32 protein-coding genes are annotated in these 26357 nt (G+C 57.1%); 19 read left to right on the top strand and 13 right to left on the bottom strand.

All coding sequences use genetic code 11. From position 1 onward, the window contains the following. Window positions 1-92: 92 nt before the first annotated feature. Both GO988_RS18660 and GO988_RS18655 read left to right on the top strand, forming a co-directional pair. A complete protein-coding gene (locus GO988_RS18660) occupies window positions 93-1661 on the top strand; it encodes a hypothetical protein (RefSeq protein ID WP_157568331.1) in 1569 nt (522 codons plus the stop codon). Window positions 1662-1663: 2 nt separating this feature from the next. Beyond that, a complete protein-coding gene (locus GO988_RS18655; protein ID WP_157568329.1) occupies window positions 1664-2086 on the top strand; it encodes a secondary thiamine-phosphate synthase enzyme YjbQ in 423 nt (140 codons plus the stop codon). Between the two features lie 13 nt (window positions 2087-2099). Here GO988_RS18655 and GO988_RS18650 read toward each other — a convergent pair whose 3' ends face one another. Beyond that, window positions 2100-2696, bottom strand: coding sequence for a hypothetical protein (locus GO988_RS18650; protein ID WP_157568327.1), 597 nt, complete (start codon window positions 2694-2696; stop codon window positions 2100-2102). Window positions 2697-2783: 87 nt separating this feature from the next. Continuing rightward, entirely contained in the window at window positions 2784-4319 is a 1536-nt protein-coding gene (gpmI, locus tag GO988_RS18645) for a 2,3-bisphosphoglycerate-independent phosphoglycerate mutase (RefSeq protein WP_157568325.1), read from the bottom strand. A 162-nt stretch (window positions 4320-4481) separates the two neighbouring features. Here gpmI and GO988_RS18640 point away from each other — a divergent pair, with 162 nt between their 5' ends. The 5 genes from GO988_RS18640 to GO988_RS18620 all read left to right on the top strand — a co-directional run bounded on the left by GO988_RS18640 (window position 4482) and on the right by GO988_RS18620 (window position 7903). After that, window positions 4482-4883 carry a DUF4783 domain-containing protein gene (locus tag GO988_RS18640; protein WP_157568323.1) on the top strand — a complete coding sequence of 134 codons (402 nt, stop codon included), beginning with the start codon at window positions 4482-4484 and terminating at the stop codon, window positions 4881-4883. A gap of 79 nt (window positions 4884-4962) precedes the next feature. After that, window positions 4963-5829 (top strand): carboxylating nicotinate-nucleotide diphosphorylase, encoded by an 867-nt coding sequence (gene nadC / locus GO988_RS18635; RefSeq protein WP_317164921.1) that lies wholly within the window; start codon window positions 4963-4965, stop codon window positions 5827-5829. A 97-nt stretch (window positions 5830-5926) separates the two neighbouring features. Beyond that, window positions 5927-6547, top strand: a complete 621-nt coding sequence (locus tag GO988_RS18630; RefSeq protein ID WP_157568321.1) for a YcxB family protein — start codon at window positions 5927-5929, stop codon at window positions 6545-6547. A gap of 76 nt (window positions 6548-6623) precedes the next feature. Continuing rightward, window positions 6624-7043 (top strand): hypothetical protein, encoded by a 420-nt coding sequence (locus GO988_RS18625; RefSeq protein WP_157568318.1) that lies wholly within the window; start codon window positions 6624-6626, stop codon window positions 7041-7043. Window positions 7044-7153: 110 nt separating this feature from the next. Next, window positions 7154-7903 (top strand): ZIP family metal transporter, encoded by a 750-nt coding sequence (locus GO988_RS18620; protein WP_157568316.1) that lies wholly within the window; start codon window positions 7154-7156, stop codon window positions 7901-7903. Between the two features lie 35 nt (window positions 7904-7938). Here the strand turns inward: GO988_RS18620 and GO988_RS18615 are convergent, their stop codons facing one another. From GO988_RS18615 to GO988_RS18605, 3 genes are all read right to left on the bottom strand, one after another. Then, the gene (locus tag GO988_RS18615) at window positions 7939-8265 is read right to left on the bottom strand and encodes a hypothetical protein (protein ID WP_157568313.1); all 327 of its coding nucleotides are present in this window, start codon (window positions 8263-8265) and stop codon (window positions 7939-7941) included. A gap of 62 nt (window positions 8266-8327) precedes the next feature. Next, window positions 8328-9248: a DnaJ C-terminal domain-containing protein gene (locus GO988_RS18610; RefSeq protein ID WP_157568310.1), complete on the bottom strand. Its 921-nt coding sequence runs from the start codon at window positions 9246-9248 to the stop codon at window positions 8328-8330. A gap of 85 nt (window positions 9249-9333) precedes the next feature. After that, window positions 9334-9672 (bottom strand): DUF3140 domain-containing protein, encoded by a 339-nt coding sequence (locus GO988_RS18605; protein WP_157568308.1) that lies wholly within the window; start codon window positions 9670-9672, stop codon window positions 9334-9336. Between the two features lie 252 nt (window positions 9673-9924). On the opposite strand from GO988_RS18605, the gene GO988_RS18600 reads away from it, so the two are divergent. Continuing rightward, window positions 9925-10425, top strand: a complete 501-nt coding sequence (locus tag GO988_RS18600; protein ID WP_157568305.1) for a DUF6799 domain-containing protein — start codon at window positions 9925-9927, stop codon at window positions 10423-10425. Between the two features lie 6 nt (window positions 10426-10431). Here GO988_RS18600 and GO988_RS18595 read toward each other — a convergent pair whose 3' ends face one another. Further along, window positions 10432-10626 (bottom strand): hypothetical protein, encoded by a 195-nt coding sequence (locus GO988_RS18595; RefSeq protein ID WP_157568303.1) that lies wholly within the window; start codon window positions 10624-10626, stop codon window positions 10432-10434. Window positions 10627-10696: 70 nt separating this feature from the next. Continuing rightward, window positions 10697-11113: a septal ring lytic transglycosylase RlpA family protein gene (locus GO988_RS18590; protein ID WP_232341579.1), complete on the bottom strand. Its 417-nt coding sequence runs from the start codon at window positions 11111-11113 to the stop codon at window positions 10697-10699. Window positions 11114-11196: 83 nt separating this feature from the next. Here GO988_RS18590 and GO988_RS18585 point away from each other — a divergent pair, with 83 nt between their 5' ends. Beyond that, window positions 11197-11427 carry a hypothetical protein gene (locus GO988_RS18585; RefSeq protein WP_157568301.1) on the top strand — a complete coding sequence of 77 codons (231 nt, stop codon included), beginning with the start codon at window positions 11197-11199 and terminating at the stop codon, window positions 11425-11427. A gap of 12 nt (window positions 11428-11439) precedes the next feature. Here GO988_RS18585 and GO988_RS18580 read toward each other — a convergent pair whose 3' ends face one another. Beyond that, a complete protein-coding gene (locus GO988_RS18580) occupies window positions 11440-12387 on the bottom strand; it encodes a glycoside hydrolase family 25 protein (protein WP_157568300.1) in 948 nt (315 codons plus the stop codon). A 111-nt stretch (window positions 12388-12498) separates the two neighbouring features. Here GO988_RS18580 and GO988_RS18575 point away from each other — a divergent pair, with 111 nt between their 5' ends. Both GO988_RS18575 and GO988_RS18570 read left to right on the top strand, forming a co-directional pair. Continuing rightward, on the top strand, window positions 12499-12759 hold the full coding sequence (locus tag GO988_RS18575) for a VF530 family protein (protein ID WP_157568298.1): 261 nt from the start codon (window positions 12499-12501) through the stop codon (window positions 12757-12759). Between the two features lie 10 nt (window positions 12760-12769). Then, complete coding sequence (locus GO988_RS18570; RefSeq protein WP_157568296.1) at window positions 12770-13093, top strand: hypothetical protein; 324 nt, start codon at window positions 12770-12772, stop codon at window positions 13091-13093. 170 nt (window positions 13094-13263) lie between these two features. Here the strand turns inward: GO988_RS18570 and GO988_RS18565 are convergent, their stop codons facing one another. Continuing rightward, the gene (locus GO988_RS18565; protein WP_157568293.1) at window positions 13264-13650 is read right to left on the bottom strand and encodes an Hsp20/alpha crystallin family protein; all 387 of its coding nucleotides are present in this window, start codon (window positions 13648-13650) and stop codon (window positions 13264-13266) included. Window positions 13651-13906: 256 nt separating this feature from the next. Continuing rightward, a complete protein-coding gene (locus GO988_RS18560) occupies window positions 13907-15808 on the bottom strand; it encodes a BamA/TamA family outer membrane protein (protein ID WP_157568291.1) in 1902 nt (633 codons plus the stop codon). A 141-nt stretch (window positions 15809-15949) separates the two neighbouring features. Between GO988_RS18560 and hemW the strand changes: the two genes are divergently transcribed. The 4 genes from hemW to GO988_RS18540 all read left to right on the top strand — a co-directional run bounded on the left by hemW (window position 15950) and on the right by GO988_RS18540 (window position 19073). After that, on the top strand, window positions 15950-17107 hold the full coding sequence (hemW, locus tag GO988_RS18555) for a radical SAM family heme chaperone HemW (protein WP_157568289.1): 1158 nt from the start codon (window positions 15950-15952) through the stop codon (window positions 17105-17107). Beyond that, window positions 17076-17585, top strand: a complete 510-nt coding sequence (locus GO988_RS18550) for a hypothetical protein (protein ID WP_157568286.1) — start codon at window positions 17076-17078, stop codon at window positions 17583-17585. The genes hemW and GO988_RS18550 overlap by 32 nt, the downstream gene beginning before the upstream one ends. Before the next feature lie 66 nt (window positions 17586-17651). Next, a complete protein-coding gene (locus tag GO988_RS18545) occupies window positions 17652-18311 on the top strand; it encodes an alpha/beta fold hydrolase (protein ID WP_157568284.1) in 660 nt (219 codons plus the stop codon). 81 nt (window positions 18312-18392) lie between these two features. Then, entirely contained in the window at window positions 18393-19073 is a 681-nt protein-coding gene (locus tag GO988_RS18540) for a hypothetical protein (protein ID WP_157568282.1), read from the top strand. A gap of 114 nt (window positions 19074-19187) precedes the next feature. On the opposite strand, the gene rpmA is transcribed toward GO988_RS18540, so the two are convergent. Both rpmA and rplU read right to left on the bottom strand, forming a co-directional pair. Beyond that, window positions 19188-19460 (bottom strand): 50S ribosomal protein L27, encoded by a 273-nt coding sequence (gene rpmA / locus GO988_RS18535; RefSeq protein WP_157568280.1) that lies wholly within the window; start codon window positions 19458-19460, stop codon window positions 19188-19190. Window positions 19461-19574: 114 nt separating this feature from the next. After that, complete coding sequence (gene rplU / locus GO988_RS18530; protein ID WP_157568278.1) at window positions 19575-19880, bottom strand: 50S ribosomal protein L21; 306 nt, start codon at window positions 19878-19880, stop codon at window positions 19575-19577. A 443-nt stretch (window positions 19881-20323) separates the two neighbouring features. On the opposite strand from rplU, the gene GO988_RS18525 reads away from it, so the two are divergent. Continuing rightward, window positions 20324-21283, top strand: coding sequence for a ribonucleoside-diphosphate reductase small subunit (locus GO988_RS18525; protein ID WP_157568276.1), 960 nt, complete (start codon window positions 20324-20326; stop codon window positions 21281-21283). 70 nt (window positions 21284-21353) lie between these two features. Here the strand turns inward: GO988_RS18525 and GO988_RS18520 are convergent, their stop codons facing one another. After that, window positions 21354-21824 carry a nuclear transport factor 2 family protein gene (locus tag GO988_RS18520; protein ID WP_157568273.1) on the bottom strand — a complete coding sequence of 157 codons (471 nt, stop codon included), beginning with the start codon at window positions 21822-21824 and terminating at the stop codon, window positions 21354-21356. A gap of 87 nt (window positions 21825-21911) precedes the next feature. Between GO988_RS18520 and GO988_RS18515 the strand changes: the two genes are divergently transcribed. From GO988_RS18515 to GO988_RS18505, 3 genes are all read left to right on the top strand, one after another. Further along, complete coding sequence (locus GO988_RS18515) at window positions 21912-22139, top strand: hypothetical protein (protein WP_157568271.1); 228 nt, start codon at window positions 21912-21914, stop codon at window positions 22137-22139. Window positions 22140-22360: 221 nt separating this feature from the next. Next, window positions 22361-24736 (top strand): ribonucleoside-diphosphate reductase subunit alpha, encoded by a 2376-nt coding sequence (locus tag GO988_RS18510; protein WP_157568269.1) that lies wholly within the window; start codon window positions 22361-22363, stop codon window positions 24734-24736. Between the two features lie 206 nt (window positions 24737-24942). Beyond that, window positions 24943-25803, top strand: a complete 861-nt coding sequence (locus GO988_RS18505; RefSeq protein ID WP_157568266.1) for a DUF2806 domain-containing protein — start codon at window positions 24943-24945, stop codon at window positions 25801-25803. Window positions 25804-26357: the final 554 nt, after the last annotated feature.

Below are 26357 nucleotides of genomic sequence, written 5' to 3'. Positions count from 1 at the left end.
ATGCCTCGCGGGGCTCAGCATGACGTTCTCTTTTTTCATGAATACTAGCGGCTAGTTATTGCCGTTTTAGCCCGGTTGTTGCGCCTAATTGCATGATTAAGAACTACCTCCTACCCCTCCTTTTATTCGTTAGCGCGGTGCTTAGCGTATCGCTACCTGGCTGCAAGCCCCGCGAGGAAGAATTGCAAACCTCAGGCGCACTGGAGTTTTCGACCGACACGGTGAAGTTTGACACGGTTTTTACCACGCTGCGCACCGTCACGAAGCGGCTGTGGGTGTACAACCGCAACCCTAAGGCGGTGAACGTAGACCTTATCAGCCTCGATAACCCGGCCACCTCGCCCTACACGTTGATTATCAACGGTGATTTAAAGCAAACGGCTTCTGGCCTTTACATCCGGGGGAAGGATAGCCTGCTCATCTTGGTGCGGGCTCAGCTAAAGGATAATGGGCAAAACGGGACTGCTAAAGATTATGTGCTGAAGGAAAATCTGAATTTCCGTACCAACGGCCAGGACCAACATGTGCTGCTGCGCTCGTTTGGGCAGAATATTTACCTGCATGACAACGAGGCCCTACCCTGCAATGCGGTGTGGACCAACGACCGGCCGCACGTGCTGTATAATTCGGTGGTAGTACCGGCGGGCTGCACGTTGCGCATCAAGCCCGGCACGCGCATCTACGCCCACGCCGGGGCCGCGCTCATCGTGGAGGGCACGCTACTAGTAAATAGCCCCGCCGATTTTGTGGCACCTAGTGGTTCTAAAAACGACACCATCAGCGCCACTAACGCCAATATTGTGCGCTTTGTGGGCGACCGTAGTGCGGAGGCGCAGTACGCCACTGCGCCTGGCCAGTGGACCGGTATTGTGCTCGACGCCAGCAGCCGGGGTAGCGTTATTCGCTACGCTCAAATCCAGAATGCTACGTTTGGGGTGCTGTTGTATAATCCTAAAAACCAGACGCCCCAGCCCGATGTGACCATTCAAAATTCGGTGCTGCGCTACATCTCGGGGGCCAATGTGGGTTTTGCTGGTGCGGCGAGTGGTACCGGCCTGCCCGGCGCGGGGGTACTAGGTTTATCGGGCAAGGCTACGCTCGAGAATACGCTGTTTAGCGATTGCTACGAGTATGCTGTGCTGGGCTATGGCGGCGGCGATTACTCGCTGAATTACTGCACGGTAGCCAACTACCCGGCAGCCTCGGCGCGCGATAAGGCATCGCTGACCTTTACCAACGTGTCGGCCCTGGACAGCAAAGTGAAGAATACCACGGGCCTCACGCTCAATGTACGCAACTCCATTGTGTGGGGCTCGATTGAGGATGAAGTGTTCTTTGAGAACTACGACGACTATAAAGCCACAGTTAGCATTCGCAACTCGCTGCTGCGCAGCAAGCTGTACGCTGGTCCTGCCGATATGGCAGCCACGGCCACCACCGCCGCCAAGCCGGGCCTGGCAAACCCAGCGTATAACAATTTATTCAGCGACCCCAAGTTTGTGCGGCTCAATACGCTCTCGCGCAACGATTACCATTTGGCCGCTACCTCGCCGGCGCTGGCCAGCAAAACGGCTCTACCCCCCCTCGTTCCCCGCGACTTGCTGAACCTGCTCCGCAACCCAACTGCGCCTGACTTGGGTGCGTATCAAACGACCAAATAGCCATGCGCTACGTTCAAAAACGCCTGCGCCTACCCGCCGTCGCTGAAGGTTTTCACCTCATCACCGATTTGCTGCTGGCCCAGCTGCCCGAGCTGGAAACCATGCGCGTGGGTACGGCCCATTTTTTTATTCAGCATACGTCGGCTAGCCTGTTTATTACGGAGAACGCTGACCCCACCGTGCGGCGCGATTTTCAGGAGTATTTCCGGCGCTTGGCGCCCGATAACGCTGCTTATTTTCAGCATACTCTAGAAGGCCCCGATGATATGACGGCCCACCTCAAGGCCGCCATGCTGGGCAACTCCGTGACGGTGCCCATCGCGGATGGCCGCCTGCTACTGGGCACTTGGCAGGGCCTGTGTCTGGGGGAGCATCGCCGCCACGGTGGTCGCCGCTGGGTGGTAGCGACGCTGCTAGGGGAGTAGCAGCGTCGCTAGCTCATAGTTGTACTTGGGCTGCCGTTTGGTAGCGGAGCGTGTCGAATAGCACCAGTTTTTGCACGCCTACCACGCTGTACGCACTTAGTTGGCCTTGGCGCAGCGAGAGATGCAGGTTTTTTTGCCCAAAGAACAAAGCATTATCCTGGCGCAGCGTGGCCTGTACTTCCTGGGGCTGGTGGGCGGCGCTCGTTACGGTCATGAACACGACGGGCGCATTGTCGTGGCCTGGTAGCAGGTGATACGTGCGGCGCACTACCCCCCCCGGCAGCGCCGAGGAGTCTACTTTATAGGCGCCGCGCAAGGCAGCTTTGTTAATGTCGGCTTGGTAAAAAATCTGGAGCTCATCGGTCCATTTTACCTGCGGCACCTGCACGGTTTCCGTAGCGCCGCCGCGCAGGCTCACGTGTTTGGTAACAGCTGGGTGGCGGGTAGCTAGCTGCCGCACCTGAGCATCAAGCAAGCCCCGCACGTCGAAATAAGGCCCGGCTTGGTGGGCCGCGCCCGCCGCAGCCGGGTCGGTAGCTGTGCCACCGCCGCAACCGCTAAGCGCCAGCAGCGCGCTGCTCAGTACATAAAAACTTCTGCTACAACCCATATTAAAAACGTATCCCGCCCGGTATGTTGGCCCGGCGGGATACTGCGAAAAGGAAAAGAATCGCCGTTTTGTTCAAGCCTGCTTGGGCTAGCTGGCGCTGGGGCGCAGCAAGCTTTGGCCGGTCATCTCGCTGGGCTGGGGTAAGCCCATGAGCGCGAGCACAGTGGGCGCAATGTCACCTAGCTTGCCATCGGCTAGGGTGCCGCGGTAGTTGTGGTCAGCTAAGATGCAGGGTACCAGGTTGGTCGTGTGCGCCGTATTGGGCGAGCCGTCCTCGTTGCGCATGAACTCCGCATTGCCGTGGTCAGCAATGACGATGGTGGCGTAGCCAGCGGCCAGGGCGGCCTCCACCACATCGTGCGCGCAAGCGTCGGTCGTTTCTACTGCTTTCACTACGGCTTCAAACACGCCCGTATGGCCTACCATGTCAGGATTGGCAAAGTTGACTACGACAAAATCGGCCGAATTGGCTTGGAGCTCCGGCACCAAAGCGTCGCGCAGTTCATAGGCGCTCATTTCGGGTTGCAAGTCGTAGGTTGCTACCTTGGGCGAGGCCCGCAGGATGCGGGTTTCGCCCACAAATTCCTTTTCCCTACCCCCCGAAAAAAAGAAGGTTACGTGCGGATACTTCTCTGTTTCGGCCATGCGAATCTGCGTTTTGTTGTACGCAGCCAGTGTTTCGCCCAGCGTATTATTAAGGTTATCCTTCTCAAAAATCGGCGTTACACCCACAAACGTCGCATCGTAGTTCGTCATCGTGAGGTAGCGCAGGTTCAGGCGGTGCATCTGGTAGGCATTGAAGTCCTGCTGCGTAAGCGCCTCCGTGATTTCGCGGCCGCGGTCGGTGCGGAAGTTAAAGCACAGCACCACATCGCCTTCCTGAATGGTGGCCAGCGGCAGGCCATCGGCGGCCGTCTTCACAATGGGCTTCAAAAACTCGTCGGTTACGCCGTCTTTGTATTGTTCCTGAATACTTTGAATCAGGTTTTGCGACGGCGTGCCTATCCCATTCACCAGCAGGTCGTAAGCAATTTTCACCCGTTCCCAGCGCTGGTCGCGGTCCATGGCGTAGTAGCGCCCCACGATAGAAGCGATTTTGGCTCCCGTGCGCTCGTTGTACTGCTCCAGTTCATTCACGAAATGCACGCCGCTCTTGGGGTCGGTGTCGCGCCCATCGGTGAAGGCATGAATGAAGGTTTTGTGCACGCCGGCCTCGTGGGTAATGGTGCAAAGCGCTTTCACGTGGTCGATGTGCGAGTGCACGCCACCATCCGACAGCAGGCCAATTAGATGGAAGGGTTTATTGTTTAGCTTTGCGTATTCCAATGCTTCCTTCAAGGCTGGTACTTGGCCAAGCTTACGCTCCCGAATAGCTTTGGCGATGCGCACTAGCTCTTGGTCGACTACCCGGCCAGCCCCGATGTTCATGTGGCCGACTTCCGAGTTGCCCATCTGGCCTTCGGGTAGGCCTACCGCCTCGCCCGAAGCTTGGAGTTTGCTATGTGGAAAGCGTTGGAGCAGTTCGTGGAAGTAAGGGGTACGCGCTTTGTCGACCGCCGAAACATTCACATTAGGGGCAATTCCCCAACCGTCCAGAATGACCAATAAAACCTGCTTATTCATGCTACAAAAGTACGCCGCGTACCCCAAAGCCGGCTCACTACGTACGAAGCCTCACTGGTTTCAGAAAGGCTTCAGAAAAGGCTCAGAAACTAGCTCAGCTGGCATAGTTTTGGCTTTACCCCCATTCACAGGCGATTCACCTATTTGCGGGTGCTTGTTTTTATGAAATCTATTTTTACTAAAGTACTACTTTTTAGTTGGTTTTTGCTGGTCGGGTGGGGCGCGCAGGCACAGGGCGGCGACCAGTTGACGGCCGTGCGTTCGGCTATTGCGGGGGGCTCTTCGCGGGAGTTGGCGCAGTATCTGGCGCCTTCGGTCGAAGTAGGCTTCGATGGCGACCACCAGAGTTACAACTCTACGCAAACTGAATTAGTAATGCGCAACTTCTTCGCTAAGAACGCTCCCAATAGCTTCGAGATTGTGCACCAGGGCGCCAGCAACGACGGCATTCCTTACGCCGTGGGGCGCTACGTGGGGCGCAGCGGCACCTACCAAGTATTCATCAAGCTGAAGCCCAAACGCAGCACGCCGCTAATAGATACCATCGATTTTACCAAGGAATAAGCGACCACCCGGTTTAGCCCGGCAGGCCCCCAGCTTGCCGGGCTTTTTGTGCTACCTGTGGCCGGTGTACCTTTGCCGAGTGTCAGCCACCCCTACCCCCTACCTTACATCGGAAGCCCTTAGCACCTTCATTCGCACGGCCCTGGCCGAAGATGTAGGCGATGGCGACCATTCGTCTCTGGCCGCTATTCCGGCCGATGCGCGCAACCGGGCGCACTTATTAGTAAAAGGAGAGGGCGTGCTGGCTGGCGTGGCCTTGGCCCAGCTTATTTTTAAGGAAGTAGACCCTACCCTGCAACTAGCTGTGCAGCTCGAAGATGGCGCCCGCATTCGGGTCGGCGATGTGGCTTTTACCGTCGAGGGCCCGGCGCGTAGCATCCTTACAGCCGAGCGCTTGGTGCTCAACTGTATGCAGCGCATGAGCGGCATTGCCACGCACACCGCGCATTTGACTAGCCTGTTGGCGGGCACCAAAGCCCTGTTGCTCGACACCCGCAAAACGACGCCCAATTTTCGCATTTGCGAGAAGTGGGCGGTGCTCATTGGGGGCGGCGCCAACCACCGCTACGGCTTGTTCGACATGATTATGCTCAAGGACAACCACGTGGACTACGCGGGTGGCATAGCGGCGGCTGTGCAAGCCACCAAAGAGTATTTGCAGCGTACGGGCCGCCAACTACCCATTGAGGTCGAAACGCGCACGCTGGCTGAGGTGCAGCAAGCACTGGATGCCGGTGGCCTTGCTCGCATTATGCTCGACAACATGGCCCCCGCGCAGTTGCGCGAGGCCGTGGCGCTGGTGGCTGGCCGTGTGCCCCTCGAAGCCAGCGGCGGCATCACCGAGCAAACCATTGCAGAAGTGGCGGCTACAGGCGTCGACTTTATTTCGGTGGGGGCGCTTACGCACTCGGCCGGCAGTCTCGATTTGAGTTTAAAAGCCTACTGATTTAATGATTAAGGATTAATTATCAGCAGTTAATGTTCTTTTGGCGTTCAACTGACTAGTTTAATTAATCATTAACCATTGACTATTCCTTATTACAATGAACCAACCTAACCAACGCGGCGGTGGCGGGGGCTACCGCCAGCAGCAGGTGCAGCAGGCGGCGCCCGGCTCCATCAAAACCAAGAAATACCAGTTCGATACCAACACGTATACCCGCTTGGCCATGGCCGAGGTGTGGCGTAAGGAATGGTGGTACGTTACAATTCCGTTTGCCATTGGGTTGCTGCCCGCCGTTATTTGGCACTCGTGGTGGTGGCTAGCGCTGAGCGTAGTGCTCACGGTATTATTTGTGCTGCTGCGCTCGGCCCAGATTACGGGCGTGACGCAAATGGAGCAAAGCAAGCCGCTATTTGAGCGCATGAACTACGAGGCCGACCAGCGCCAGCTCGTGATGCGCCAGACCGAGCAGCGAGCTATGGCCCTACCCTGGGACCAAATTGGCCGCGTGCGCCGCGACCCTGATGCGTTCTTGCTGTACCTCAAACCCGGTGTGCCGCCGGCCGATATGGCCGCGTGGCGCCAGTGGCTAGCGCGCACGTTCGACGTGCCGGTGTTTCTACATTTGCCCCTGCGTTTGTTTAATAATGACAACGACCGCAAGCTATTTGAGGCTTTGCTGCGCCGCAAAGGGCTCCTGACTGATGCGCCCGCTGCTTAGCGCCGTGGCTGTAGTAGGTGCATGCGCACCATTCTGAATTGTAAAACTTTTATTTTCCGCAAGGATTTCGACCCGTATGAAAAAGCTGCTTTCTTACTTAGCTCCGGCTGCCGTAGTGCTGCTTGCCTCGTGCAGCAGTGAGCCCTCCGATTGGCGCCCCGACCAAAAAGTTTCGCTCGACCAAATTGCTCCCGGCACCCGGCCCAGCGACAATTTTGACCAAGGCACCGATGCTGCTCCTAACCAGGCAAAAGGTGGCGCCATCACCAAGCCCACTAATTCTTCGATGAACATCAAGCGGGCTGCCCCCACCGCGGGCGCGGTACAAACGGCCGATACCCAAGAAGGCACGGCCGCCAAGCCCGGCGAAGGTGCTACCACGCAGCAAGGAGGCGCTACGTCGGCTCCGGGCACACCGGGCACGGCTCCAGTGGCATCACCGGGTATGCACCAAGACCCAACTTCCGGCAACAATACGAATACCAATCGCAAATAGCTCGGCCGCTTGCATGGCTTAAAGCCGTGAGTGAGAGCTATTGATAAAGCTTGCATCAATGTTGCAAAATTATTTGCAACATTGATGCAAGCTTTTATGTTACATATCCTATGTGGGTTGCAATTTTACTTTTGGTGGCGGCAGTTTTAGGGGCGGGCGGCGTAGTGGGTATTGTGCCAGAAGCCCGCACCACACAGTGGCTCAAGCCGCTGCTGGCTTTTAGCGGGGCTTATCTATTCACGCTCACCATCACACACCTGCTTCCCGAAGCCCTGACGCTGCTGCCGACCGTGCCGCAGCAAGTGGGCTACTGGGTGCTAGCTGGTTTTTTTGGGCAACTGCTACTGGAAGTGCTCTCGCAGGGTATAGAGCACGGGCATGTACACGACCACCCTGAGGCGAAGGGTGGGGGTAGGGGGCGAGTGCCGCTACTGCTGGTATTTGCGCTCGTGCTGCACTCGTTGCTAGAAGGCAGCATTTTGGTGCGGGGTACTGGCTCGGGCGAGGTAGGCCAGCACTTCTACGCGCTAGTGCTGGGGGTAGCGCTGCACCATATGCCAGCGGCGGTAGCGCTAGCCACGTTGCTACGGCTGCGGCTGGGCTCGTTTAAACAGGTATGGCCTTGGCTGCTGGTATTTGCGCTGGCTTCACCGGCGGGGCTGGTTTTCAGCAACTACGTAGTGCTGAAGCAACTGCTGGGCAGCGGTATCTACGCTGCCTTATTGGGCTTTGTGGCTGGCAACTTTCTACACGTGTCCACTACTATCCTGTTCGAAACCAGCCCTGAGCATCGTCTCAACTGGCCCAAGCTGGGTGCCACGCTGGGCGGCCTGCTGCTCGCGCTAGCCGTTGGCCATTGAGTAGAAGTTGATGAGCAATGCGAAACGCTTGTTCATCAACCATTGACCAACGGCCCGGTACCGTGCAAAAAATCTTCGAGCTGCCGGGCGCGGGCCGTTTCGCGGGCTAGGGAGGCTTGCAGGCTGAGCAGGCGCTGGCGCATGAGCAGCACCAAGTCGATGGCCTCGGGAGCCAGGCCTAAGCCGTGATGCAGACGCGCCAGGCGGGGCAGCACCTCATCGGGCTCTTCAACCTCAATGGTATCGGGCGCGGGCGCTGAGCGCAGCAAACCCAGTTCCACAAACTGGCGCAGCTCGGTGCGGCCCAGCCCGTAGCGGATAGCACATTCCTGAAAAGTGAGCACTAAGACCTGAGTTTCCATAATACTGATAGGTTAGCAGGGGTCAGGATATAAAAGGTTAGCTATTAGGTACTAGTATTCATTTAATTTTCGTCGCGCAGTTGGGCCAATTGCTTTATTAGGTCGCGCTCGGCTTCGGTGAGGTGGGTAGGGAGCTGCACATTTAGGCGCAGGTAGAGGTCGCCAAATTTGCCTTCTCCCCGGTACACCGGGAAGCCTTTGCCGCGCAGGCGCACGCGGCTGCCGTTGGCCGTTTCGGGCTTGAGCTTGATTTTAATTGGTCCGCCCAGCGTTTCCACAGTTTGCTCGCCGCCGAGCAGGGCCCGGTACAGCGGCACCGGCACATCCTGCGTGATGTCGTCGCCGGTACGGGCATAGTGAGCATCGGGCAAAATGCGGAACGTGATGAGCAGCGAGCCATTGGGCCCACCATTGCGGCCGGGGCCGCCCTGGTTGCGCAGCCGGATGGTTTGGCCATCGGCTACCCCCGGCTGAATCGTGAGGCGCAAATTTTTGCCTTGTACCGTGATGGTACGCGGCCCCCCGTGGTACGCCTCCTCCAGCGTTAGCTCCAGTTCGGCTTGGTAGTCGGAGCCTGCGCCGGGGCGGGTGCTGCGCCCACCCGGCGCGGCCCCGCCAAAGATGGAGCTGAAGAAATCGGAAAAATCTTCGCCTTCGCCACCAAAGGGGCTACCCCCCCCGAAGCCGCCACCCTGGCCGTACTGGCTCCAATCGAAGCCGCCCGCCTGGCCGCCGCGCCCGCCACCGGCCTGCTGGTAGCGTTGGTAGTCGGCGCCCAATTGGTCGTATTTCTGTCGCTTCTCGGGGTCCGAAAGCACTTCGTTGGCCTCGTTAGCTTCCTTAAATCGCTGCTCGGCCGCGGCGTCGTTGGGGTTTACATCCGGGTGGTATTGGCGGGCCAGCTTGCGGTATGCCTTCTTTATTTCATCAGTCGTAGCCGTTTTTTCGACGCCCAGTACCTTGTAATAATCCTTGTAATCCATTGGTCTTGAAGTGAAAGCGGTTGTTGGCAGCCCGAAGCGCCGCCGAAGATAGCCGGCCGACCTGCTAGCTATCTTCGGCGGCACCTTATTTTTTCAGCGGGTCGTGGCCCCAGTTCATAAGCGAGTAGCGCCAGCGCGAGTGCTCCACATCGTTGTGCGGGCCTTGGGCCAGGTGGCGGCTCACGTATGAGTGCACTTTGTGCATGTGGGCTTCGTCGTCGGGCGTGAGGTCCGCTTTCTTTTTGTGTAAGATGCGCACAATGTGTTCACCCGAATGGTGGCCAATGCTGTCGCCGTTGCCACTGGCCTGGCCCACCGACTTCGACTCCTCGGTTTTGAGCCATTTTTCTAATTCGCTGGCCGTCATATTGACGTCGTGGCGGAAGCTTTCGTAGATATCCGGGGTAGGGTGGGGAGTGCTCATGGCTACATTTAGGAAAATGAAATGCCTATTGAACGTGGTTTAAGGCTTGCGCGTTGAGGCCAATAATTTAGAAGAAATGCGTAGATTTGCGAGTTATAACGAACTGTGTTTAACCCGAATAAATACTACTTACTCATCATAGGACAAGTACAGCAACGGCTCGTAAGTTTGGTGCTGAAATGAGCTGGCATGGTTTTTTAGTATTTCTATTACTTTCTACTGAATTTATCCCACACTAAATTTCCTTTTATAATGAAAATATTTGTGCATGCGCTTCTCCTGGGTAGCGCCCTGTTGCTAGCTACCGAAAGCCAGGCGCAGTCGCGGCCTGTGGCGCCGCGCCGCACCGGCGCTACTCCCCGCCCCCGGCCCAAAACCAGTGGCGTGATGCTGAAGGACGGCGTGATGATGAAGGACGGCAAAATCTTGCTAACCGAGCAGGGCCTCTCTACCCCCCTCACCCAGGACAAGACGCTGGTTAATGGCACCGTTATTACGGCCAACGGCCAGGTAACCAGCCCTAACAACGGGGGCACGGTGCAGCTAGCCGAAGGCGATATGGTTTCGCTCACTGGCCGCCTCACTACCCGCCGCGAAATGGTGGAGGCCGACAGCGTACGCAAACTCGTAGATTACGACCTCAAGCACCCTGGCAAGCGCAAAGAGATGGAGAAAGCCCGCGAAAAAGCTGAAAAGGCCAAAGAGAAAGCCGATAAAGAAAAGGCCAAGCAGAAGGAAAAAGCTAAAAAATAGTGCGGCCTAGCGCCGAGTGTAGCTGGCCATAATGGCCAGGGCGTCGGCATCGTCGCGGGCTTCCACTACTTGGTCAATAATATACTGCACTTCGGCTTCGGTCCAATCTTGCGCTTCGGCGGCTTTAATAAAGCTGTCGAGCGCAGTAAACCGGCTGCCGCCGGCCGGTACCGGCCAAATGAGTTGCTTGCGAATGTTCATGCGAGGAGCTGAGCGAAATGAAAGGGCAAAGGTCGTGTGCGGCCTTTGCCCTTTTTAGTGGGGTAGAGAATTAGCGCTTAGCGGGAGCGGCCCGAATTACTTTTAGCTTGACGGGTGCTACGCCCGCATCGAGGAGGCCCAGCTTGCCGGCGGCACGCTTCGATACATCTACAATGCGGCCTTTGGCGTGCGGGCCCCGGTCATTAACGACCACCTTTACCGAGCGGCCGGTGCGCACATTGGTAACCCGAATGCGCGTGCCAAAGGGCAGGGTATTGTGCGCCGCCGTAAGCTTGCCGGGGCGGTAGGGCACGCCACTGGCTGTGGCCCGCCCGGCAAACTTATCGGCATAATAGGAGCCGTCGCCCGACTGCGTGAAGGCCGATTTGCTGCCGCCACAGGCGGTGATAATAATCGCTAAAACACTTATGGAAAGGCGAGTAGCGTAGGTGTTCAAAAAGGTGAAGTGCATAATTTGGGTATTCATGGATGCTTCACGTGGCATCTCAAAATAAAAGCTCATCTTTCAGCCGAAATCTTTCTCCTCCACCCATTCTTTAGTGTGCTCCCATGAAAAATACCCTCAAACTCGTTGCTGGCCTCGCCCTGTCAGGTCTTTTCCTCACTGCCCACGCCCAAACGGCCCCCGCTACCGGCACCATGCCCGCCCAAGATGGCAAGATGATGGATGGTAAAATGAAGGACGGCAAGATGAAAAGTGGCAAGATGCACAAAGACAAGATGAACGGCAAAATGCAGAAAGAGAAGATGGCCGACGACAAGATGAAAACCAAAATGTAGGCAGCCTGGCCGTTAGGCTAGTCTAACCGTCCGGCCGTGCAGCTTACGAGAGCTGCGCGGCCGGACAGTTTTTTGGGGGGTAGGCGGAGCGGCGGGCTCGCTGCGCCGCGGGGTGGGCGGCGGCGTGGGAGCCGGAACAGGCGTGAAACGTAGGGCTTGCAAGGCAGCATAATTGCCCTGAAAAACGTTGAAATCGACGGTGCCGCGGATACCGGGCACATAGGCTTCGTCGGAATGCTGCCAGATAATCCAGCGCTCAGCGGGTAGGGCGGGGCGGTCTACTTCGTAGTGGGCCAGCCAGAGCGGATAGTCGTCGAAATGCCCCGCCAAGTAATGACGGTAAAATGCGTAATTCGAATACAGAATGGGCCGTACCTGGTAGTGCGCTTCTACCTGCTCGAGCCACTGGCGCACCTCGCGGCGCAGCTCGGCCACGTCGTGAAACTTAGGCGCCTCTACATCGAGCACGGGCGGCAAGTCGCCGGAACGCAGCGGCACTGTCGAGATGAACAGCGCCGCCTGCTCGCCGCCATCGCGGTTGGGCTGAAAGTAGTGGTACGCCCCACTCAGAATGCCGGCGGCGCGGGCGCCCCGCCAGTTGCGGGCAAAGCGCGGGTCGCGCAGCGTGATGCCTTCGCTCGCTTTAATAAACGCAAACCGCACCCGGTGGCGCGCTACCTCGGCCCAATCGATGCGGCCCTGGTAGGCCGATACGTCGATGCCATGCACGGAATAGCCAGCCAGCAAAGGGGTTTTTTCGCGGCCCGTGAGCGAGCCCAACCGGAACGTGGCCCAGGCCCGGCGCACGTAGCGGTTGGCCTGGCGCTGGTGGCGCAGGTAGTAGGCTCCCCCACCCAGTAAGCTCAGCAGCAGCCCCGCCAGCACCCACTGCCGCCAGGGGCGGCGCGGAGCCGGGGGCCGAACGGGCGCCGCAGGAGGGGGTAGGGGGGTAGGAGACATCGGCAAAGTGGGGCAGCCCAAAATTAACGCACGGCGGGCCGCCCAGCGTATGCTAGCTTGCACCTTCTAAACCGCATTGCTCCTTTCGGGTTCCACCCTACCCCTACTCTTATGCCCGACGCCCGCGACGAATCTGGCCACCTCATTCGGGAGCTGCACGGCGTGACGCTGGCCACTATCCTCGACTACTTGGTGGCGCACTATGGCTTTGCCGGCCTCGATGAGCGCCTGCGGCTCAACTGCTTTGCCGTGAATCCGAGCGTAAAATCCAGCCTCACTTTTTTGCGGCGCACTGACTGGGCACGCGCCAAGGTCGAAGACCTGTACGTGCGCCTGCGCACGGCGCAAGTACTGGGCCGGCCCCTTCCTTAACGAATAAGTAATGGCTGAGCTGCGCGAAAAATCGGGACCGCTGGCCTTACTGGTCGGTTTGCTGGCGTTTGTGGCGTTCGAAACGCTGGCTTTTTACGGGCTGAGCTACCTTACCTCGGGCCTAGGCGAAGCCAACCAGTACCAGGCCGAGAATACGATTGTCAGCAACTGGGTCAAAACCACGGCGTTTCTGGTGCTGCACATCGCGTTGGTTATCACGGCGGTGCTGGTGCTCAGCAATCGCTTGCCGCGTCGCTACCGCGGCCAAATTATGGGCTGGTTCTACCTCAGCCTGCTAACGGGATTCTTCCTATTAATTCCCCTGTTCTATTAAGGCTGGCTGCAAGCAGCCACCAGCCCAATTTTGCCCGTACATAACAAAGCCACTGCTCATCGCAGTGGCCTTCAAGAGGGTGATAACCAAAAGGGTGCCGGTCGGTCCCGGCGTTATCGGGGGTAGGAAAGTGGCCGGTCGGTCCCGGCCGTATCAACGAGCTGAGCAGCTTAGCTGCCCGGCTGAATGTCAATCTCACGCTCCCGGCTGGCCGGGTCTTTAAAAGGAATAGCTACGCGCAGCTCGCCATTCTCGTGGCTAGCGTTGATGCTAGTTAGGTCGAGGTTGCGGGGCAGGTCCATGGTTTGCACAAAAAGCGGGGCCGCCAGCTGGGCTTCCGGCTCGTGGCGGTACTCGCCATACACGGTGAGGCGGCTATCCTTGAGCACTACGTGAAAGCTTTCGGCCGCCACGCTGGGCATTGCCACGTGCAGTACCACGCCTTGGGGACGCTCGTTCACGTGCAGTTTAGGCTGGGCTACGCCCCCGCCGATAGTGTTAAGCAAATCGAGCTGAGGAGCAATAGAACGGATAAATTCGCGGCTGATAAATTTCATAAGGAGGGGCCTTTTTAAGCGGCTTCGGGCTACTTAAATCAAACCTCGTACCAGGTTTTAATTAGCGTTAACCCCTCTGGTATTCAGCCGTTATGGCTGTTTTTAGGTAATGGGCAATAAGCTGAAGTGACAGCCTGGCCGAAAGTCCGCCGAAGTGGCAGAAAGTTGCTGAAAAGGGGCACGCTAAAGCCCATCGTGCGGCGCTCGCCGACCTTTAGATTTCTGTTAGCAACTACGCTATCCCGGAAGTCTGCTTCTAAAAGCGGCTCGTCAGGCCGAAGTGAATTTTAGAGTTTCCTAGCGAAAAACCGCCCTGGTTAAGAAACTCCGAGCGCCCTACCGAGTACACAAACTGAAACAGTCCGGCCGCCGTGCGAAAGCTCAGGCCGGCGCCTAGGCCGGTGGGCTGGTCGATAGAACTGCCGCCGGTTAAGTCGCTTTGGTAGGCACGCAACACAGCTTGGTCGGCAAAGATGAATACGTACCCTTCGGGCCCGGTAAACTGCCGGAATTCGAGCGTGCCTACCCCGTAAGCGTTGGTATAGAACTGGTTTTCGACAAAGCCCCGCAGCGAGTTGAGGCCGCCCAGCCGAAACAAGTCATTGAGGAAAAACTGCTGGTTGAACAAGCCCTCGCCCCGCAGCCGGGCCAGCACCACGCTTTGGCGGCCCAGCGCCCAGTAGCGCTCGGCGCGCCCCCCAAAGCTGTACTGCGTCGAGCGCAGCGCCAGCCCATTATACAGCGTCTCGTTGATGCTGGCATTGCGGCGCACGGTTTTGGTGCCTACCCCCCCTTGCGCGCTCAAGAAGAGGCCGCGGTGCGGAAAGTATAAGTCGTCGAGGTTGGTACGGGCGTAGGCCAAGCCATAGGAACTGGTTTCCGAATCGACGTAGGTCGGCAGCACATTTTGGTTGTTCACCGCCACGTACGCTAGGCTATCTAGCAGCAGACGCGAGCTGCGCTGCTCGGCAAAAAACGTGAGCCGCCCGGCCCGCGCCGTGGGGTAGGTAACCTGCACGCGCGGCTTAATGGTCAAAAAATCACCCGTCTGCTTATACAAATTGAACGTGCCCGCCACTTCAAGCGGCGTGCCGAAGAAGTTGGGGTGCAAGTAATTAGCATCCAATACCTGCGAAGCCGCATCGACTTTGCGCCACTGCAAGCCCACCTGCTTGCCGCCGCCGCGCAGGTTGCGCAGGGCAATGGTCACGTCGCCCGTAAACTGCACGCCGGTGGTGCCATCCGTCTTGGGCAGCACCCCCACAATGGCGTCGAACTGGTTAGAAGGCCGCTCGTCGAGCAGCAAATACACCCGTGCCCTACCCCTGGCAAAGCGTACCTCGGGCTCGGCTCGCAGCCGCACGTAGGGCAGCTGCCGCAGCAGCGCCGATGCCGCTAGCACCCGCTGCTGGCTATAAGGCGCCCCCGGAAAAATTTGCAAGTACTTGGTTAGGAAGCGTTTCTTAGTTCTGCTGGAGCCAATGATTTGCAGCGAGTCAAACGTGACGACCCGGCCCCGCTTCAGCACCACGCGGCCCGCAATAGCGTGGCCGTCCAGGCGCACCGAGTCGAGGCCGATAGTGGCGAAGGGGTAGCCTTGGCTTTCAGCCTCCGTGAGCACGCGCTCCTGCAAGGCTACCCAGTCGGCGGGCCGCCAGGGCGTGCGCCGAAAAAACTTCTCGCGGTAGCCCGCACGCGTCAGAATACCGTCGCCAAGGTTGCCATTGTGCAGGTAGGCCCAGCGAAACTGCTCGCCCACGTAGAGGCGCACCCGCACGGTGTCGCGGCTCCAGTGCACATAGTCAGCCGACGCAAGTAGGTAAGCATCAGCCTGTAAAGCCAGCACCAACTCGCGCACCGTGCGCAAGGCCGTGAGTGAGTCGGGCACCGTAGCCCGCGGGTGCAGCTTGCGCACCAGCGTCTGCCCAGCAGCCTCGGCCTCAATGCGGAGTACCCGCGGGTGCCCCAGCCGGCGCGGCGCGCCGGCCGCAGTAGCTACGGGGGGGGTAGGGGCTGGCGGCAGTGGGGGCGAGGCCAAGGTGGGTGCGGTGGGCACCACTACCCCCGGCCCAGCTTCGGAGGTTTGGGCCTGGGCTGGCCCAGCGCCCCCACTCAGTGCCAGCCAGCAACCCCACAAGGCGAGTAAGCGGACGTACATTCGGGTTGGGAAACGCAAAATGGGATTTTTAATTTCGACTTAGCTGTTTTTTGCCCATCTGAAATGTGTACCGAAAATACGACGGACCCGGCGAACGCCCGCCACTGCCCGCGTATGCGCCTGGTACTAGCGTAGTTATTCATGCCTGGTCTTTACCTCCACATTCCGTTTTGCAAGCAAGCCTGTCATTATTGCGACTTTCACTTTAGCACGTCGATGGGCCTGAAAGGGCAATTTGTGGAGGCTTTAGTGAAGGAAATGGCCCTGCGCCGCGCTTACTTGCCCGACCCGGATGCGCCGCTCGAAACGATTTACTTCGGTGGCGGCACGCCTTCGCTCCTCACGGCGGAGGAGTTGAACCGCATTTTTGACGCTATCCGGGCCAACTTCTACGTCTCACCACAGGCGGAAATTACCCTCGAAGCCAACCCCGACGACCTGACCCCCACCAAGCTGGCCGTGCTCGCGGCTTCGCCCATCAACCGCCTCAGCATCGGCCTGCAAAGTTTCCACGAGCCCCACTTGCGGCTGATGAACCGCGCCCACTCGGCCCCCGAATCGTGGGCGGCCGTGCAGCAGGCGCAGGCGGCGGGCTTCGAGAATATCTCGGTCGATTTGATTTACGGTGTGCCCGCCGCCAGCCACGACATCTGGCAAGAGGATTTAGCTCGCTTATTCGAATTGAATGTGCCGCACGTGTCGGCCTATGCGCTTACCATCGAGCCCGATACTGCATTCGGCCGTCGCCTCAAAAAAGGCACCTTCGTAGTGCCACCCGAAGAGTTTGTGGCCCAGCAATTTGAAATGCTGCTGGCTCAGCTGCGCACTCACGGCTACGAGCAGTACGAAATCAGCAACTTCTGCCGCCCCGGCCGCGAAAGCCGCCACAACGCCAACTACTGGCGCGGCGTGCCCTACCTGGGGCTGGGCCCAAGCGCCCACTCTTTCAATGGCCGCAGCCGTGAATACGCCGTGGCCAACAATCCGCAGTACGTGGCCGCCGTGCTGGAAGAGGGGAGGGTGCCGGCTACCGTCGAGCTCCTTACCCCCCTCGACCAAGCCAACGAATACCTACTTACGACCCTGCGCACCAGCCGCGGCTGCGACCTGGCGTACCTGCGCGATGCGCTGGGCCTCAATATCTTATTCGAGCGAGCTGAGTATATAGCCAGCCTGGTTGCCCAAGGTATGGCAACGCTGGATGAGGATGTGCTGCGCTTGACCGATGCCGGCAAATTGCTGGCCGACCACATTACCTTGGAGCTATTTGCGGCGGCACCAGCGGCGGCTGGCGCGTAGCTTGCGCCTGCTGCCCGCCGGCAGCCTTGCCTATTTAGTGACGCTTTACCCCCTGCGGCCCGTGAAACTACTGAGCGACGCCCTTGCCGATACCGCCGATTTCTTCGTGGAGCACGTCCACCTCACGGCCATTGTCTTCGACAATACCGATGATGTAACCATCTGGGCGACAACCTTCCGCGACGATGATGAGTATTTTTTTCACCTCGGCCTACCCTTCCACGACCTCGATACCCTGCTGCGCGTGGCCGGCGACCGTGCCGAACTACTAGCCGAGCAAGTAGCCGACGCCCTTGCCTCGGCCGAAGAATATCCCTGCCTGCTCGAATACACTAGCGAAGAGTCTCCACCCATTGCGCTGCCTGGCGTGGCCCTCAAGCTTGCCGTCACCTACCCCGCCGATGCCGACGAAGTAGATGACCCGCAGCCGCACAATATTTTCTATCTAGAAGGGATTTTTGCCCGGCTAAGCTCTTGAATTGAAGGGCTGGTTACTGCTTGATTATCAGATAAAGCCTTGTTAATTAATCATTAATCAGTAAAAATGTGGTACCTCATTCCGGGCCTGGGGGCTGATGAACGCGTATTTCGGCGCTTACGGCTCGGGGGCCCAGTGCAAGTACTTAGTTGGCTAGCCCCGCAGTCATCTACCGAACCGCTGGCTCACTACGCTGCCCGGCTAGCAGAGGCCATACTGCCCGGCCAACCGTGCTGGCTAGTGGGCGTATCCTTCGGCGGCTTGTTGGCACTCGAAATTGGGCGGCTGCGGCCGTTGGCACGCATCGTGCTCATTTCCAGCTTGCAGGCGGCTAGTGAATTGCCGCCATTGCTGCGGCTGGCTCGCGCTACGGGTATCTACCGGCTGGTGCCATTTAGGTTGCTGGCACGTTTGCCCCGGCTGGCGCAATGGTTTTTCGGGGCCAAAGGCGGGGGCGAGTGCCGCCTACTCTGCCAAATATTGCGTGATACCGACCCCACTTTTGCCCGTTGGGCTACTGCGCAGCTGCTGCATTGGCATAGCCATGGTGTACCGACCGCCACCCGGCTGCACGGCACCCACGACCGGCTGCTGCCCGCCGGCGGCGCCCTCATCGAGTACCGATTACCAGGCGCGGGGCATTTTCTCATCGTCAGTCACGCCGCGCAAGTTAGCCAAATACTCAACTCACTGGCACATGGGGAGATAACAACTAAAAAATATTAAGTAAATAGCTAGCGCAGCTATTCATTTTAGGGCGTACCGGCAGTAGCTTAGTGGTAATTTTCAGCTGTAAGTTATTGGTCGATGGCGCTATTCTACTTCTTAAAGCAGGCCTTGGTGAGCACTGCCCTGGTGGGCTCGCCCAGCACCGTGCCCCTGCCTGCCCTACCCCCCGATTCGCTTCGCACTACTGCGCCCCTACTGCTGAAGGTGGGCCTGCGCCTGACGCATCTGCACTACGCACACGACAGCCAAGCCTGGCAGTTCTTGCTGCCCCTATCGCTGGGTGCCGAGTACCGGGTGGCGCCGCGGCTTAGCCTGTATGGGCAAGCAGAGGCCGACTTGCTAACGGCTAGCCAAGCTACCGGCCGCCGTCGAGTCAGGCAGCAAAGTGCGCTGTCCGGAGCAGCAATTAATCTAGGGCTCCGCTATTATTATGGCCAGCCTAAAACCACCGGCTCGCGCACTCCCAGCCCTGAGTTTGGTAAATACTTAGCCTTGGATGGCGGCGCCGATTGGCAGCAACTCACCACTACTGGAGGGGTAGGGCGGCGTCAGCGTACGATGCCAGCTTCCCTCACGCCGGCGATGTACGCCCTGTGGGGCATCCAAAACCGGCTGCTCCCCCACGTGCTCTATGACCTAAATGCGGGGGTAGGCCTACTCGCCCCGGTGCACTACTATAACTTCGAGCGCATTAGCGGCACCACGCATTGGAATGCTGGAGCGCAAGTCAATATCCGGGTGTATCTCGTTTCTCGTTAATTGAAACTGGGCAGGGCCTGAGTGGGGCAAGCTCTTTATCCGCTTTGCAAGCTATAATACCAAAAGGGCTGCCCCGTTAGGAGCAGCCCTTCATTAGCTACGAAAGCCGGTAAACTAGGCAGCAGCCTCAGCTGCAACGGGTACTACCGATACGAACGAACGCTCGTCGCGGCCCTTGCGGAACTGTACCGTGCCATCAACCAACGCAAACAGCGTGTGGTCTTTGCCGATGCCGACGTTGGTGCCGGGGTGGTGCTTCGTACCGCGCTGACGCACGATGATGTTGCCAGCGATAAGCGACTGACCACCGAAGATTTTCACGCCGAGGCGCTTGCTATGCGATTCACGGCCGTTGTTTGACGAGCCGACGCCTTTTTTGTGTGCCATGGTTTTTGAGCTGTTAGCTAAAAGCGGTTAGCTAGTAGCTTTTTGAAAAGATAGATTAGCTAGCTAATAGGCGAAAGCTAACAGCTAAAAGCCACTAGCTAACAGCCCTCAAAACTAGCCGATGCTGTTAATCATTACTTTAGTGAACTGCTGGCGATGGCCGTTCATCTTTTTGTAGCCCTTGCGGCGCTTCTTCTTGAACACCAACACTTTGTCACCTTGTACGTGAGCCATGATGGTGCCTTTTACCGCAACGTTCAGCTCGGGAGTACCGATGCTGAGAGTGCCGTTGTCGTCGGTCAGTAGGGCGTTGCCCAACTCTACCGAGTCACCGACGTTGCCGGCCAGACGTTGGGCGTAAACAAATTTATTAGCCTCAACCTTAGTCTGTTGGCCGGCGATATTAACAATGGCGTACATTTTATTTCCGCTGGAGGTTTCTCAAAAGGGAACGCAAAAGTACGGCGACTTTTTGGCAATTCCAAACCTAAGTAGTTAATCATCATTTGCTCGCCGTTCTAAAACGGCTAAGCGGTGGTAATTTTTTGACTTTTTAGTAACTGGTTGAATCCTAAAGTGCTGGCTACCCCAACGCTTCAACTGTGGAAAACTGCCTTTATCCACAGCTAGATTGTGGATAAGTCGTTAAAAATCGGCTGTTTTGCTGGCTTTGCTTCATGCAGTACTCACAGCAGTCCTAGACTTTACCGGCCCAGGGGAGAAGAAAAACGTAACATTGCCCCGGCAGGTTGCTTGCTCTATCTTTGAATAAATGGGCTCTTTGCCGGTTGAACATCTCGTCGCCAGCCTGGGTTAGCCTCAACTATTGCCTATCATCGAGCATCTCTTAAACCTGCCAGCTTATGGAGCCTTTACTCGCCGAAAATCCTAACCGGTTCGTGCTTTTTCCCATCCAGAACCCCGAAGTGTGGGAGTTCTACAAAAAGGCAGAAGCCTCGTTCTGGACGGCCGAGGAAATCGACCTCTCGCAGGACCAGAAAGACTGGAACGGCCTGAACGACAACGAGCGCCACTTCATCAAGCACGTGCTGGCCTTCTTCGCAGCCTCCGATGGCATCGTGAACGAGAACTTGGCTATCAACTTCATGCAGGAGGTGCAGATGCCCGAGGCGCGCTGCTTCTACGGCTTCCAGATTATGATGGAAAACATTCACAGCGAGACGTATTCGCTGCTGATTGACACCTACATCAAAGACCCCAAAGAGAAGGATTACCTCTTCAATGCCCTCGAAACCGTGCCCGCCGTGCAGCGCAAAGGCCAGTGGGCGCTCACGTGGATTAACTCCGAGAACTTCGCCGAGCGCCTCATCGCCTTCGCCGCCGTAGAAGGCATCTTTTTCTCGGGCTCCTTCTGCTCAATTTTCTGGCTCAAGAAGCGCGGCCTAATGCCGGGCCTCACGTTCTCCAACGAACTGATTTCGCGCGACGAAGGCCTGCACTGTGACTTCGCCTGCCTGCTCTACAGCTACCTCAACAACAAGCTGCCCGAGGCGCGCGTGCAAGCCATCATCCGCGATGCGGTGACGATTGAGCAGGAGTTTGTGACGGAGGCGCTACCCGTGAGCCTCATCGGCATGAATGCCAAGACGATGAGCCAGTACATTGAGTTTGTGGCCGACCGCTTGCTCGTGTCACTCGGCTGCGGCAAGATTTATAATTCCAGCAACCCCTTCGACTTCATGGAAATGATTTCGGTGCAGGGCAAAACCAATTTCTTTGAGAAGCGCGTAGCCGAGTACCAGAAGGCTGGCGTGATGAACGAGGGTAAGAGCCACGCGTTCTCGCTCGACGAGGATTTTTAAGGATACACTAGCTCAGATAAACGAAAAGCCCGGACTTCCACCTTGGAAGTCCAGGCTTTTCGTTTAGTAGTCACATTCCTAACTCGGTTAGCCCCGGATGGTCGGCGGGCCGGGCGCCTAGCGGCCAGTGAAACTTGCGTTCGGCCTCCGCAATGGCCACGTCGTTGATGCTGGCTTCGCGGCGCTGCATGAGGCCGAGGGCATCGAATTCCCACTGCTCGTTGCCGTAAGCCCGAAACCACTGGCCCACCTCGTCGTGGAACTCGTACTGGAAGCGCACGGCGATGCGGTTTTCGTGGAAGCCCCATAGCTCCTTGATAAGGCGATACGCGTGCTCACGCTGCCACTTGCGCGCTAAAAAAGCCTCGATGGCCGCGCGACCGCTGAAAAACTCGCTGCGGTTGCGCCACTGGCTGGCTTCGGTGTAGGCCAGGGCCACGCGGGCAGGGTCGCGCGAGTTCCAGGCGTCTTCGGCTAGGCGCGCCTTTTGGGTGGCGGTTGCAAAGGTGAAGGGGGGTAGGGGCGGGCGGGCGTCGGCCATAAGAGCAGGGGTAGGGAGTTGACCTTTTGCGGAATGCAGTATCTACCAACGGCTGCCACTGATGGTTTTGCCGCTTAGCATTCCCCCATGTTTTCTGCCACCGAACAATGGCCGCTGCCCGGCCAGGTTGACCCCGCGCTTTCGCCCTGCGCGTTTTGCCGCCGCCGTATTGTGGTGGCGGGCAAGCCCGTCTTTAGCTCGTGTTCGTGCCAGGTGTTTGGGCCGCCCGTGACGCTAGCGGCGCTGGCCGTGGGCGCAGTGCTGGCAAGCGCCAGCTTGTGGTGGGCCAGCCGCCAGAGCAGGGGTAGGGGCTAGCTGTATATAACCAATAAAAACTTAGCGCGTGCCTTGGCTGCCCAGTCCATTTCTTGAAAAACGGCTGGGCAGCCTCATTTTCAGGCTATGTGGAAAAATTCTAAAGTTTTCCTTTGCCAACCCCAAACATGGGAACTAATTTCCGGCTTTAAAGCACCGCGGCTTCATACTCGAAGCTAGCCAGATTAGTAGTTATTGCCCACCATAGCACCCAACATAATATGCTCGTAATCAAACGCGATGGCCGCCGCGAGTCGGTCAAATTTGACAAAGTAACCGCTCGCATCGAGAAGCTCTGCTACGGGCTTAATCAAAACTTCGTCTCGCCGATTGAAGTGGCGAAGAAGGTCATCGACGGCATCTACGACGGCGTGACGACCGTGGAGTTGGACAACCTGGCGGCCGAGACGGCGGCCTCGCTCACCACACGCCACCCCGACTATGCTATCCTGGCGGCGCGTATCGCGGTGAGCAACCTGCACAAGGTGACCTCGAAGTCGTTTTCGAGCACCATGAAGCGCCTCTACACCTACGAGGACCCCAAGAATGGCGATAACGCTTCGCTCATCGCCAAGGACGTGTGGGAAGTGATTCACAAGCACGCGCACACCCTGGACTCGGCTATTATTTATGACCGGGATTATAACTACGACTTTTTTGGCTTTAAGACCCTAGAGCGTAGCTACTTGCTGCGCCTCGATGGCAAGGTAGTAGAACGTCCGCAGCACATGATTATGCGCGTGGCGGTGGGCATTCACAAGGAGGACATCGACTCGGCCATCAAGACCTATAATCTGATGTCGGAGCGCTGGTTTACCCACGCTACCCCCACCTTGTTCAACGCCGGCACGCCTAAGCCGCAGATGTCGTCGTGCTTCCTGCTCACGATGAAGGACGACTCGATTGAGGGCATTTACGACACCTTGAAGGACTGCGCCCTGATTTCGCAGTCGGCCGGTGGCATTGGCTTGGCCGTGCACAACGTGCGCGCTACGGGCTCCTATATCAAGGGCACCAACGGCAACTCCAACGGCCTGGTGCCCATGCTGAAGGTCTTCAACGATACGGCTCGCTACGTGGACCAGGGTGGCGGCAAGCGCAAGGGTGCGTTCGCTATTTACCTGGAGCCTTGGCATGCCGACATTTTCGAGTTCTTGGACATGAAGAAGAACCACGGCAAGGAAGAAATGCGCGCCCGTGATTTGTTCTATGCCCTCTGGACGCCCGACTTGTTTATGAAGCGCGTGGAGGAAAACGGCGACTGGACGCTGATGTGCCCGCACGAGTGCCCCGGCCTGAGCGATTCGTGGGGCCCCGAATTTGAGAAGCTCTACACCAAGTACGAGCGCGAAGGCCGCGGCCGCAAGACCATCAAGGCGCAGGAGCTGTGGTTCCACATCCTGGAAAGCCAGACGGAGACGGGTACGCCCTACATGCTCTTCAAGGACGCCGCCAACGGCAAGAGCAACCAGCAGAACCTCGGCACCATCAAGAGCAGCAACCTCTGCACCGAGATTATGGAGTACACCGACAAGGACGAGATTGCCGTGTGCAACCTCGCCTCGCTGGCCCTACCCCGCTACTTGGTGGAAGATGCCCAGGGCAACGTGACCTTCGACCACCACAAGCTGTACGAGGTAACCTACCAGGCCACGCTGAATCTGAACAAGGTGATTGACGTAAACTACTACCCCGTGCCCGAAACCGAGCGCTCCAACTTCCGCCACCGCCCCATCGGGCTGGGCGTGCAGGGCTTGGCCGACACGTTTATTGCGCTGCGCATGCCCTTCGAGAGCGACGAAGCCAAGGGCCTGAACACCGACATTTTCGAGACGATTTACTTCGCTGCCATGACGGCCTCGAAGGACCTCGCCATCAAGGACGGTGCGTACGAAACCTTCCCCGGCTCGCCGCTCAGCCAGGGCAAATTCCAGTTTGACCTCTGGGGCGTAACGCCGCAGTCGGGCCGCTGGGACTGGGAAACGCTGCGTGCCCAGGTAGTGGAGCACGGCGTGCGCAACTCGCTACTGGTGGCGCCCATGCCCACCGCCAGCACCGCCCAGGTGCTCGGCAACAACGAGTCGTTTGAGCCCTACACCAGCAACATTTACGTGCGGCGCGTGCTCAGCGGCGAGTTTATGGTGGTGAACAAGCACCTACTGAAAGACCTAGTGAAGCTGGGCCTCTGGAACGAGCAGATGAAGCAGGAAATCATCGCAGCCAATGGCTCGGTGCAGGGCATTGCCCGCGTGCCGCAGCACATCAAGGACCTGTACAAGACGGTGTGGGAGATTTCGCAGCGCACCATCATCGACATGGCCGCCGACCGGGGCGCCTACATCTGCCAGAGCCAGAGCCTGAACCTGCACGTGCAGAACCCCAACTTTGGCAAGCTCACCAGCATGCACTTCCACTCCTGGAAGCGCGGCCTCAAAACCGGCATGTACTACCTGCGCACAAAAGCCGCCGCCGACGCCATCAAGTTCACGGTGGAAAAGCAAGCCGCCGAAACCCTGGAGCCCATGTACGCCCAGAACCAAGCCGATATGGCCTGCTCGCTCGATAACCCAGACGCCTGCGAGGCCTGCGGGTCGTAAGAGACCCATAGCTTCTTAAAGTTATGAATAATCAAAACAGCCTTTCAACTTAAAAATTGGAAGGCTGTTTTTTTAATCCTAAACCTAAGTATATGGACTTAAGCAATGCCCTAACACCAGAAGGTATTGGTGATTTAGCTGGTTATGTGAATAGTATACACTTACCGCCCGCGGTTAAGAAACGTTTGTGAAAAGCTATAAGTGACTTGGTAGCTGGCGCAGTAGATGTTCCAGTTGCCTATCTCGAATCTAAGTCTCAGCAAATAAGGACAGAGGCTCAAGCATTATCCTTTGTAACTAAAAAGGCAGCAGAAGCGGCAGCTCAAAAATTTGAAGCTGATGAGCAATTAGTTGAGCGGACTGTTAATCATTTTGGACAAAAGCTTTTTAAAGAGCAGATTAATCGTGAAAAAATAATTGCTAAAGCCGTTGAAGAACTTAAAAATGACCCACCAGCACAAGATTCGGAATCCGAGATAGATGAGGATTGGCTGTCAATGTTTTCGCGTATAGCGGAGCAAAAGTCGAATGCAGATGTTCAGCTTTTTTTAGCTAAAATTCTTGCTGGTGAAATTAGAAAACCAGGAAGCTACAGCCCGCAGACAATACATATACTATCTACATTGAGTCAAAACGTTGCTCAACTATTTCAGAAGTTTTGCGATGTCAGTTTGTCGGAATCAAGCACTAAATTAGCGTTTGTAATTACAGACCCATTTGGAAGCGCAGGTAGTAATTCTTTAGCTCCATTAGGATTATCTTATTTGCATCTGACGACTTTGCAAGACGCTGGTTTAATACAGCATGACCTTAATGCTTGGCGTGATATACCCGCAGTATTCTATGCAATACCATTTAGTATAGGTGGTAAGAATTATCAAATGGGAATAGTTGATGGCACTAAAGATGAGGATTTATACGATAATCCTAGAAGAGTAACTGCTATCAATTTTACGGAGCCAGGAAAACAATTAAGGTCCGTTTTGCATCTAGGAACAAATGGTATTTACGAAATGAAAATGCTAGATTGGTTACGTACTCAATATAGCTTCTTAATAGTACCCTAGCTTCCCCAGCCGCTGCCGCCCCCGGTAGCGGCTGACGTGTTTTTGAAACTTAAGCTTCTTTAGCCGCTACGGCCCCAGGGGCGGCTGATTTGGTTTTGGACCTTACGCTTCTTCTGTGGCGGCGGGGGAGAGATAAAGGATGCACATTTGCGCTTTCCCTAATAGTATATCTTATGAAGTTTCTGCTGCTGGGAATCGTTTTTCTGCTAATCCTTTCACGCGGCGAGAGTAGGGCGCAAGACCGGTCAGTCCGGCTCGTTCGGGTAGAGCGCGAGTACTTAAGAGAGTTGGACGACGGGAAAGCGTGCCTTCCGATAGAAATAGGCCGAAAGAAGGGCGAACAACTGGACTTGATATTGCCTCCCTTATTTCGAAACTCGGTTTCTATCTGGGATGAGGAGAACTACAGTAAGTTCTTGAACCGTACCGGGCCTTATCAGCCACTTCAGCGAACCGGAAGCAGTGATGCGAATGAAAAAAAAGAAATTGTCTTGCAATTGAGCAAGTTGAAAGACGGGACTTATTACGTTTGGCTTGTTGGCGACTCTGTAGGA

It is taken from the genome of Hymenobacter ginkgonis, assembly GCF_009755225.1.
Classification (GTDB): Bacteria; Bacteroidota; Bacteroidia; order Cytophagales; family Hymenobacteraceae; genus Hymenobacter; species Hymenobacter ginkgonis.
Note: the sequence above shows the minus strand (reverse complement) of the source record. Positions and strands in the feature narration are given on the sequence as shown.

Coding starts and splice junctions, on each gene's coding strand:
- GO988_RS18660 (WP_157568331.1), top strand. CDS start 93: ATGATTAAGAACTACCTCCTACCCCTCCTTTTATTCGTTAGCGCGGTG.
- GO988_RS18655 (WP_157568329.1), top strand. CDS start 1,664: ATGCGCTACGTTCAAAAACGCCTGCGCCTACCCGCCGTCGCTGAAGGT.
- GO988_RS18650 (WP_157568327.1), bottom strand. CDS start 2,696: ATGGGTTGTAGCAGAAGTTTTTATGTACTGAGCAGCGCGCTGCTGGCG.
- gpmI (WP_157568325.1), bottom strand. CDS start 4,319: ATGAATAAGCAGGTTTTATTGGTCATTCTGGACGGTTGGGGAATTGCC.
- GO988_RS18640 (WP_157568323.1), top strand. CDS start 4,482: ATGAAATCTATTTTTACTAAAGTACTACTTTTTAGTTGGTTTTTGCTG.
- GO988_RS18630 (WP_157568321.1), top strand. CDS start 5,927: ATGAACCAACCTAACCAACGCGGCGGTGGCGGGGGCTACCGCCAGCAG.
- GO988_RS18625 (WP_157568318.1), top strand. CDS start 6,624: ATGAAAAAGCTGCTTTCTTACTTAGCTCCGGCTGCCGTAGTGCTGCTT.
- GO988_RS18620 (WP_157568316.1), top strand. CDS start 7,154: ATGTGGGTTGCAATTTTACTTTTGGTGGCGGCAGTTTTAGGGGCGGGC.
- GO988_RS18615 (WP_157568313.1), bottom strand. CDS start 8,265: ATGGAAACTCAGGTCTTAGTGCTCACTTTTCAGGAATGTGCTATCCGC.
- GO988_RS18610 (WP_157568310.1), bottom strand. CDS start 9,248: ATGGATTACAAGGATTATTACAAGGTACTGGGCGTCGAAAAAACGGCT.
- GO988_RS18605 (WP_157568308.1), bottom strand. CDS start 9,672: ATGAGCACTCCCCACCCTACCCCGGATATCTACGAAAGCTTCCGCCAC.
- GO988_RS18600 (WP_157568305.1), top strand. CDS start 9,925: ATGAAAATATTTGTGCATGCGCTTCTCCTGGGTAGCGCCCTGTTGCTA.
- GO988_RS18595 (WP_157568303.1), bottom strand. CDS start 10,626: ATGAACATTCGCAAGCAACTCATTTGGCCGGTACCGGCCGGCGGCAGC.
- GO988_RS18590 (WP_232341579.1), bottom strand. CDS start 11,113: ATGAATACCCAAATTATGCACTTCACCTTTTTGAACACCTACGCTACT.
- GO988_RS18585 (WP_157568301.1), top strand. CDS start 11,197: ATGAAAAATACCCTCAAACTCGTTGCTGGCCTCGCCCTGTCAGGTCTT.
- GO988_RS18580 (WP_157568300.1), bottom strand. CDS start 12,387: ATGTCTCCTACCCCCCTACCCCCTCCTGCGGCGCCCGTTCGGCCCCCG.
- GO988_RS18575 (WP_157568298.1), top strand. CDS start 12,499: ATGCCCGACGCCCGCGACGAATCTGGCCACCTCATTCGGGAGCTGCAC.
- GO988_RS18570 (WP_157568296.1), top strand. CDS start 12,770: ATGGCTGAGCTGCGCGAAAAATCGGGACCGCTGGCCTTACTGGTCGGT.
- GO988_RS18565 (WP_157568293.1), bottom strand. CDS start 13,650: ATGAAATTTATCAGCCGCGAATTTATCCGTTCTATTGCTCCTCAGCTC.
- GO988_RS18560 (WP_157568291.1), bottom strand. CDS start 15,808: ATGTACGTCCGCTTACTCGCCTTGTGGGGTTGCTGGCTGGCACTGAGT.
- hemW (WP_157568289.1), top strand. CDS start 15,950: ATGCCTGGTCTTTACCTCCACATTCCGTTTTGCAAGCAAGCCTGTCAT.
- GO988_RS18545 (WP_157568284.1), top strand. CDS start 17,652: ATGTGGTACCTCATTCCGGGCCTGGGGGCTGATGAACGCGTATTTCGG.
- GO988_RS18540 (WP_157568282.1), top strand. CDS start 18,393: ATGGCGCTATTCTACTTCTTAAAGCAGGCCTTGGTGAGCACTGCCCTG.
- rpmA (WP_157568280.1), bottom strand. CDS start 19,460: ATGGCACACAAAAAAGGCGTCGGCTCGTCAAACAACGGCCGTGAATCG.
- rplU (WP_157568278.1), bottom strand. CDS start 19,880: ATGTACGCCATTGTTAATATCGCCGGCCAACAGACTAAGGTTGAGGCT.
- GO988_RS18525 (WP_157568276.1), top strand. CDS start 20,324: ATGGAGCCTTTACTCGCCGAAAATCCTAACCGGTTCGTGCTTTTTCCC.
- GO988_RS18520 (WP_157568273.1), bottom strand. CDS start 21,824: ATGGCCGACGCCCGCCCGCCCCTACCCCCCTTCACCTTTGCAACCGCC.
- GO988_RS18515 (WP_157568271.1), top strand. CDS start 21,912: ATGTTTTCTGCCACCGAACAATGGCCGCTGCCCGGCCAGGTTGACCCC.
- GO988_RS18510 (WP_157568269.1), top strand. CDS start 22,361: ATGCTCGTAATCAAACGCGATGGCCGCCGCGAGTCGGTCAAATTTGAC.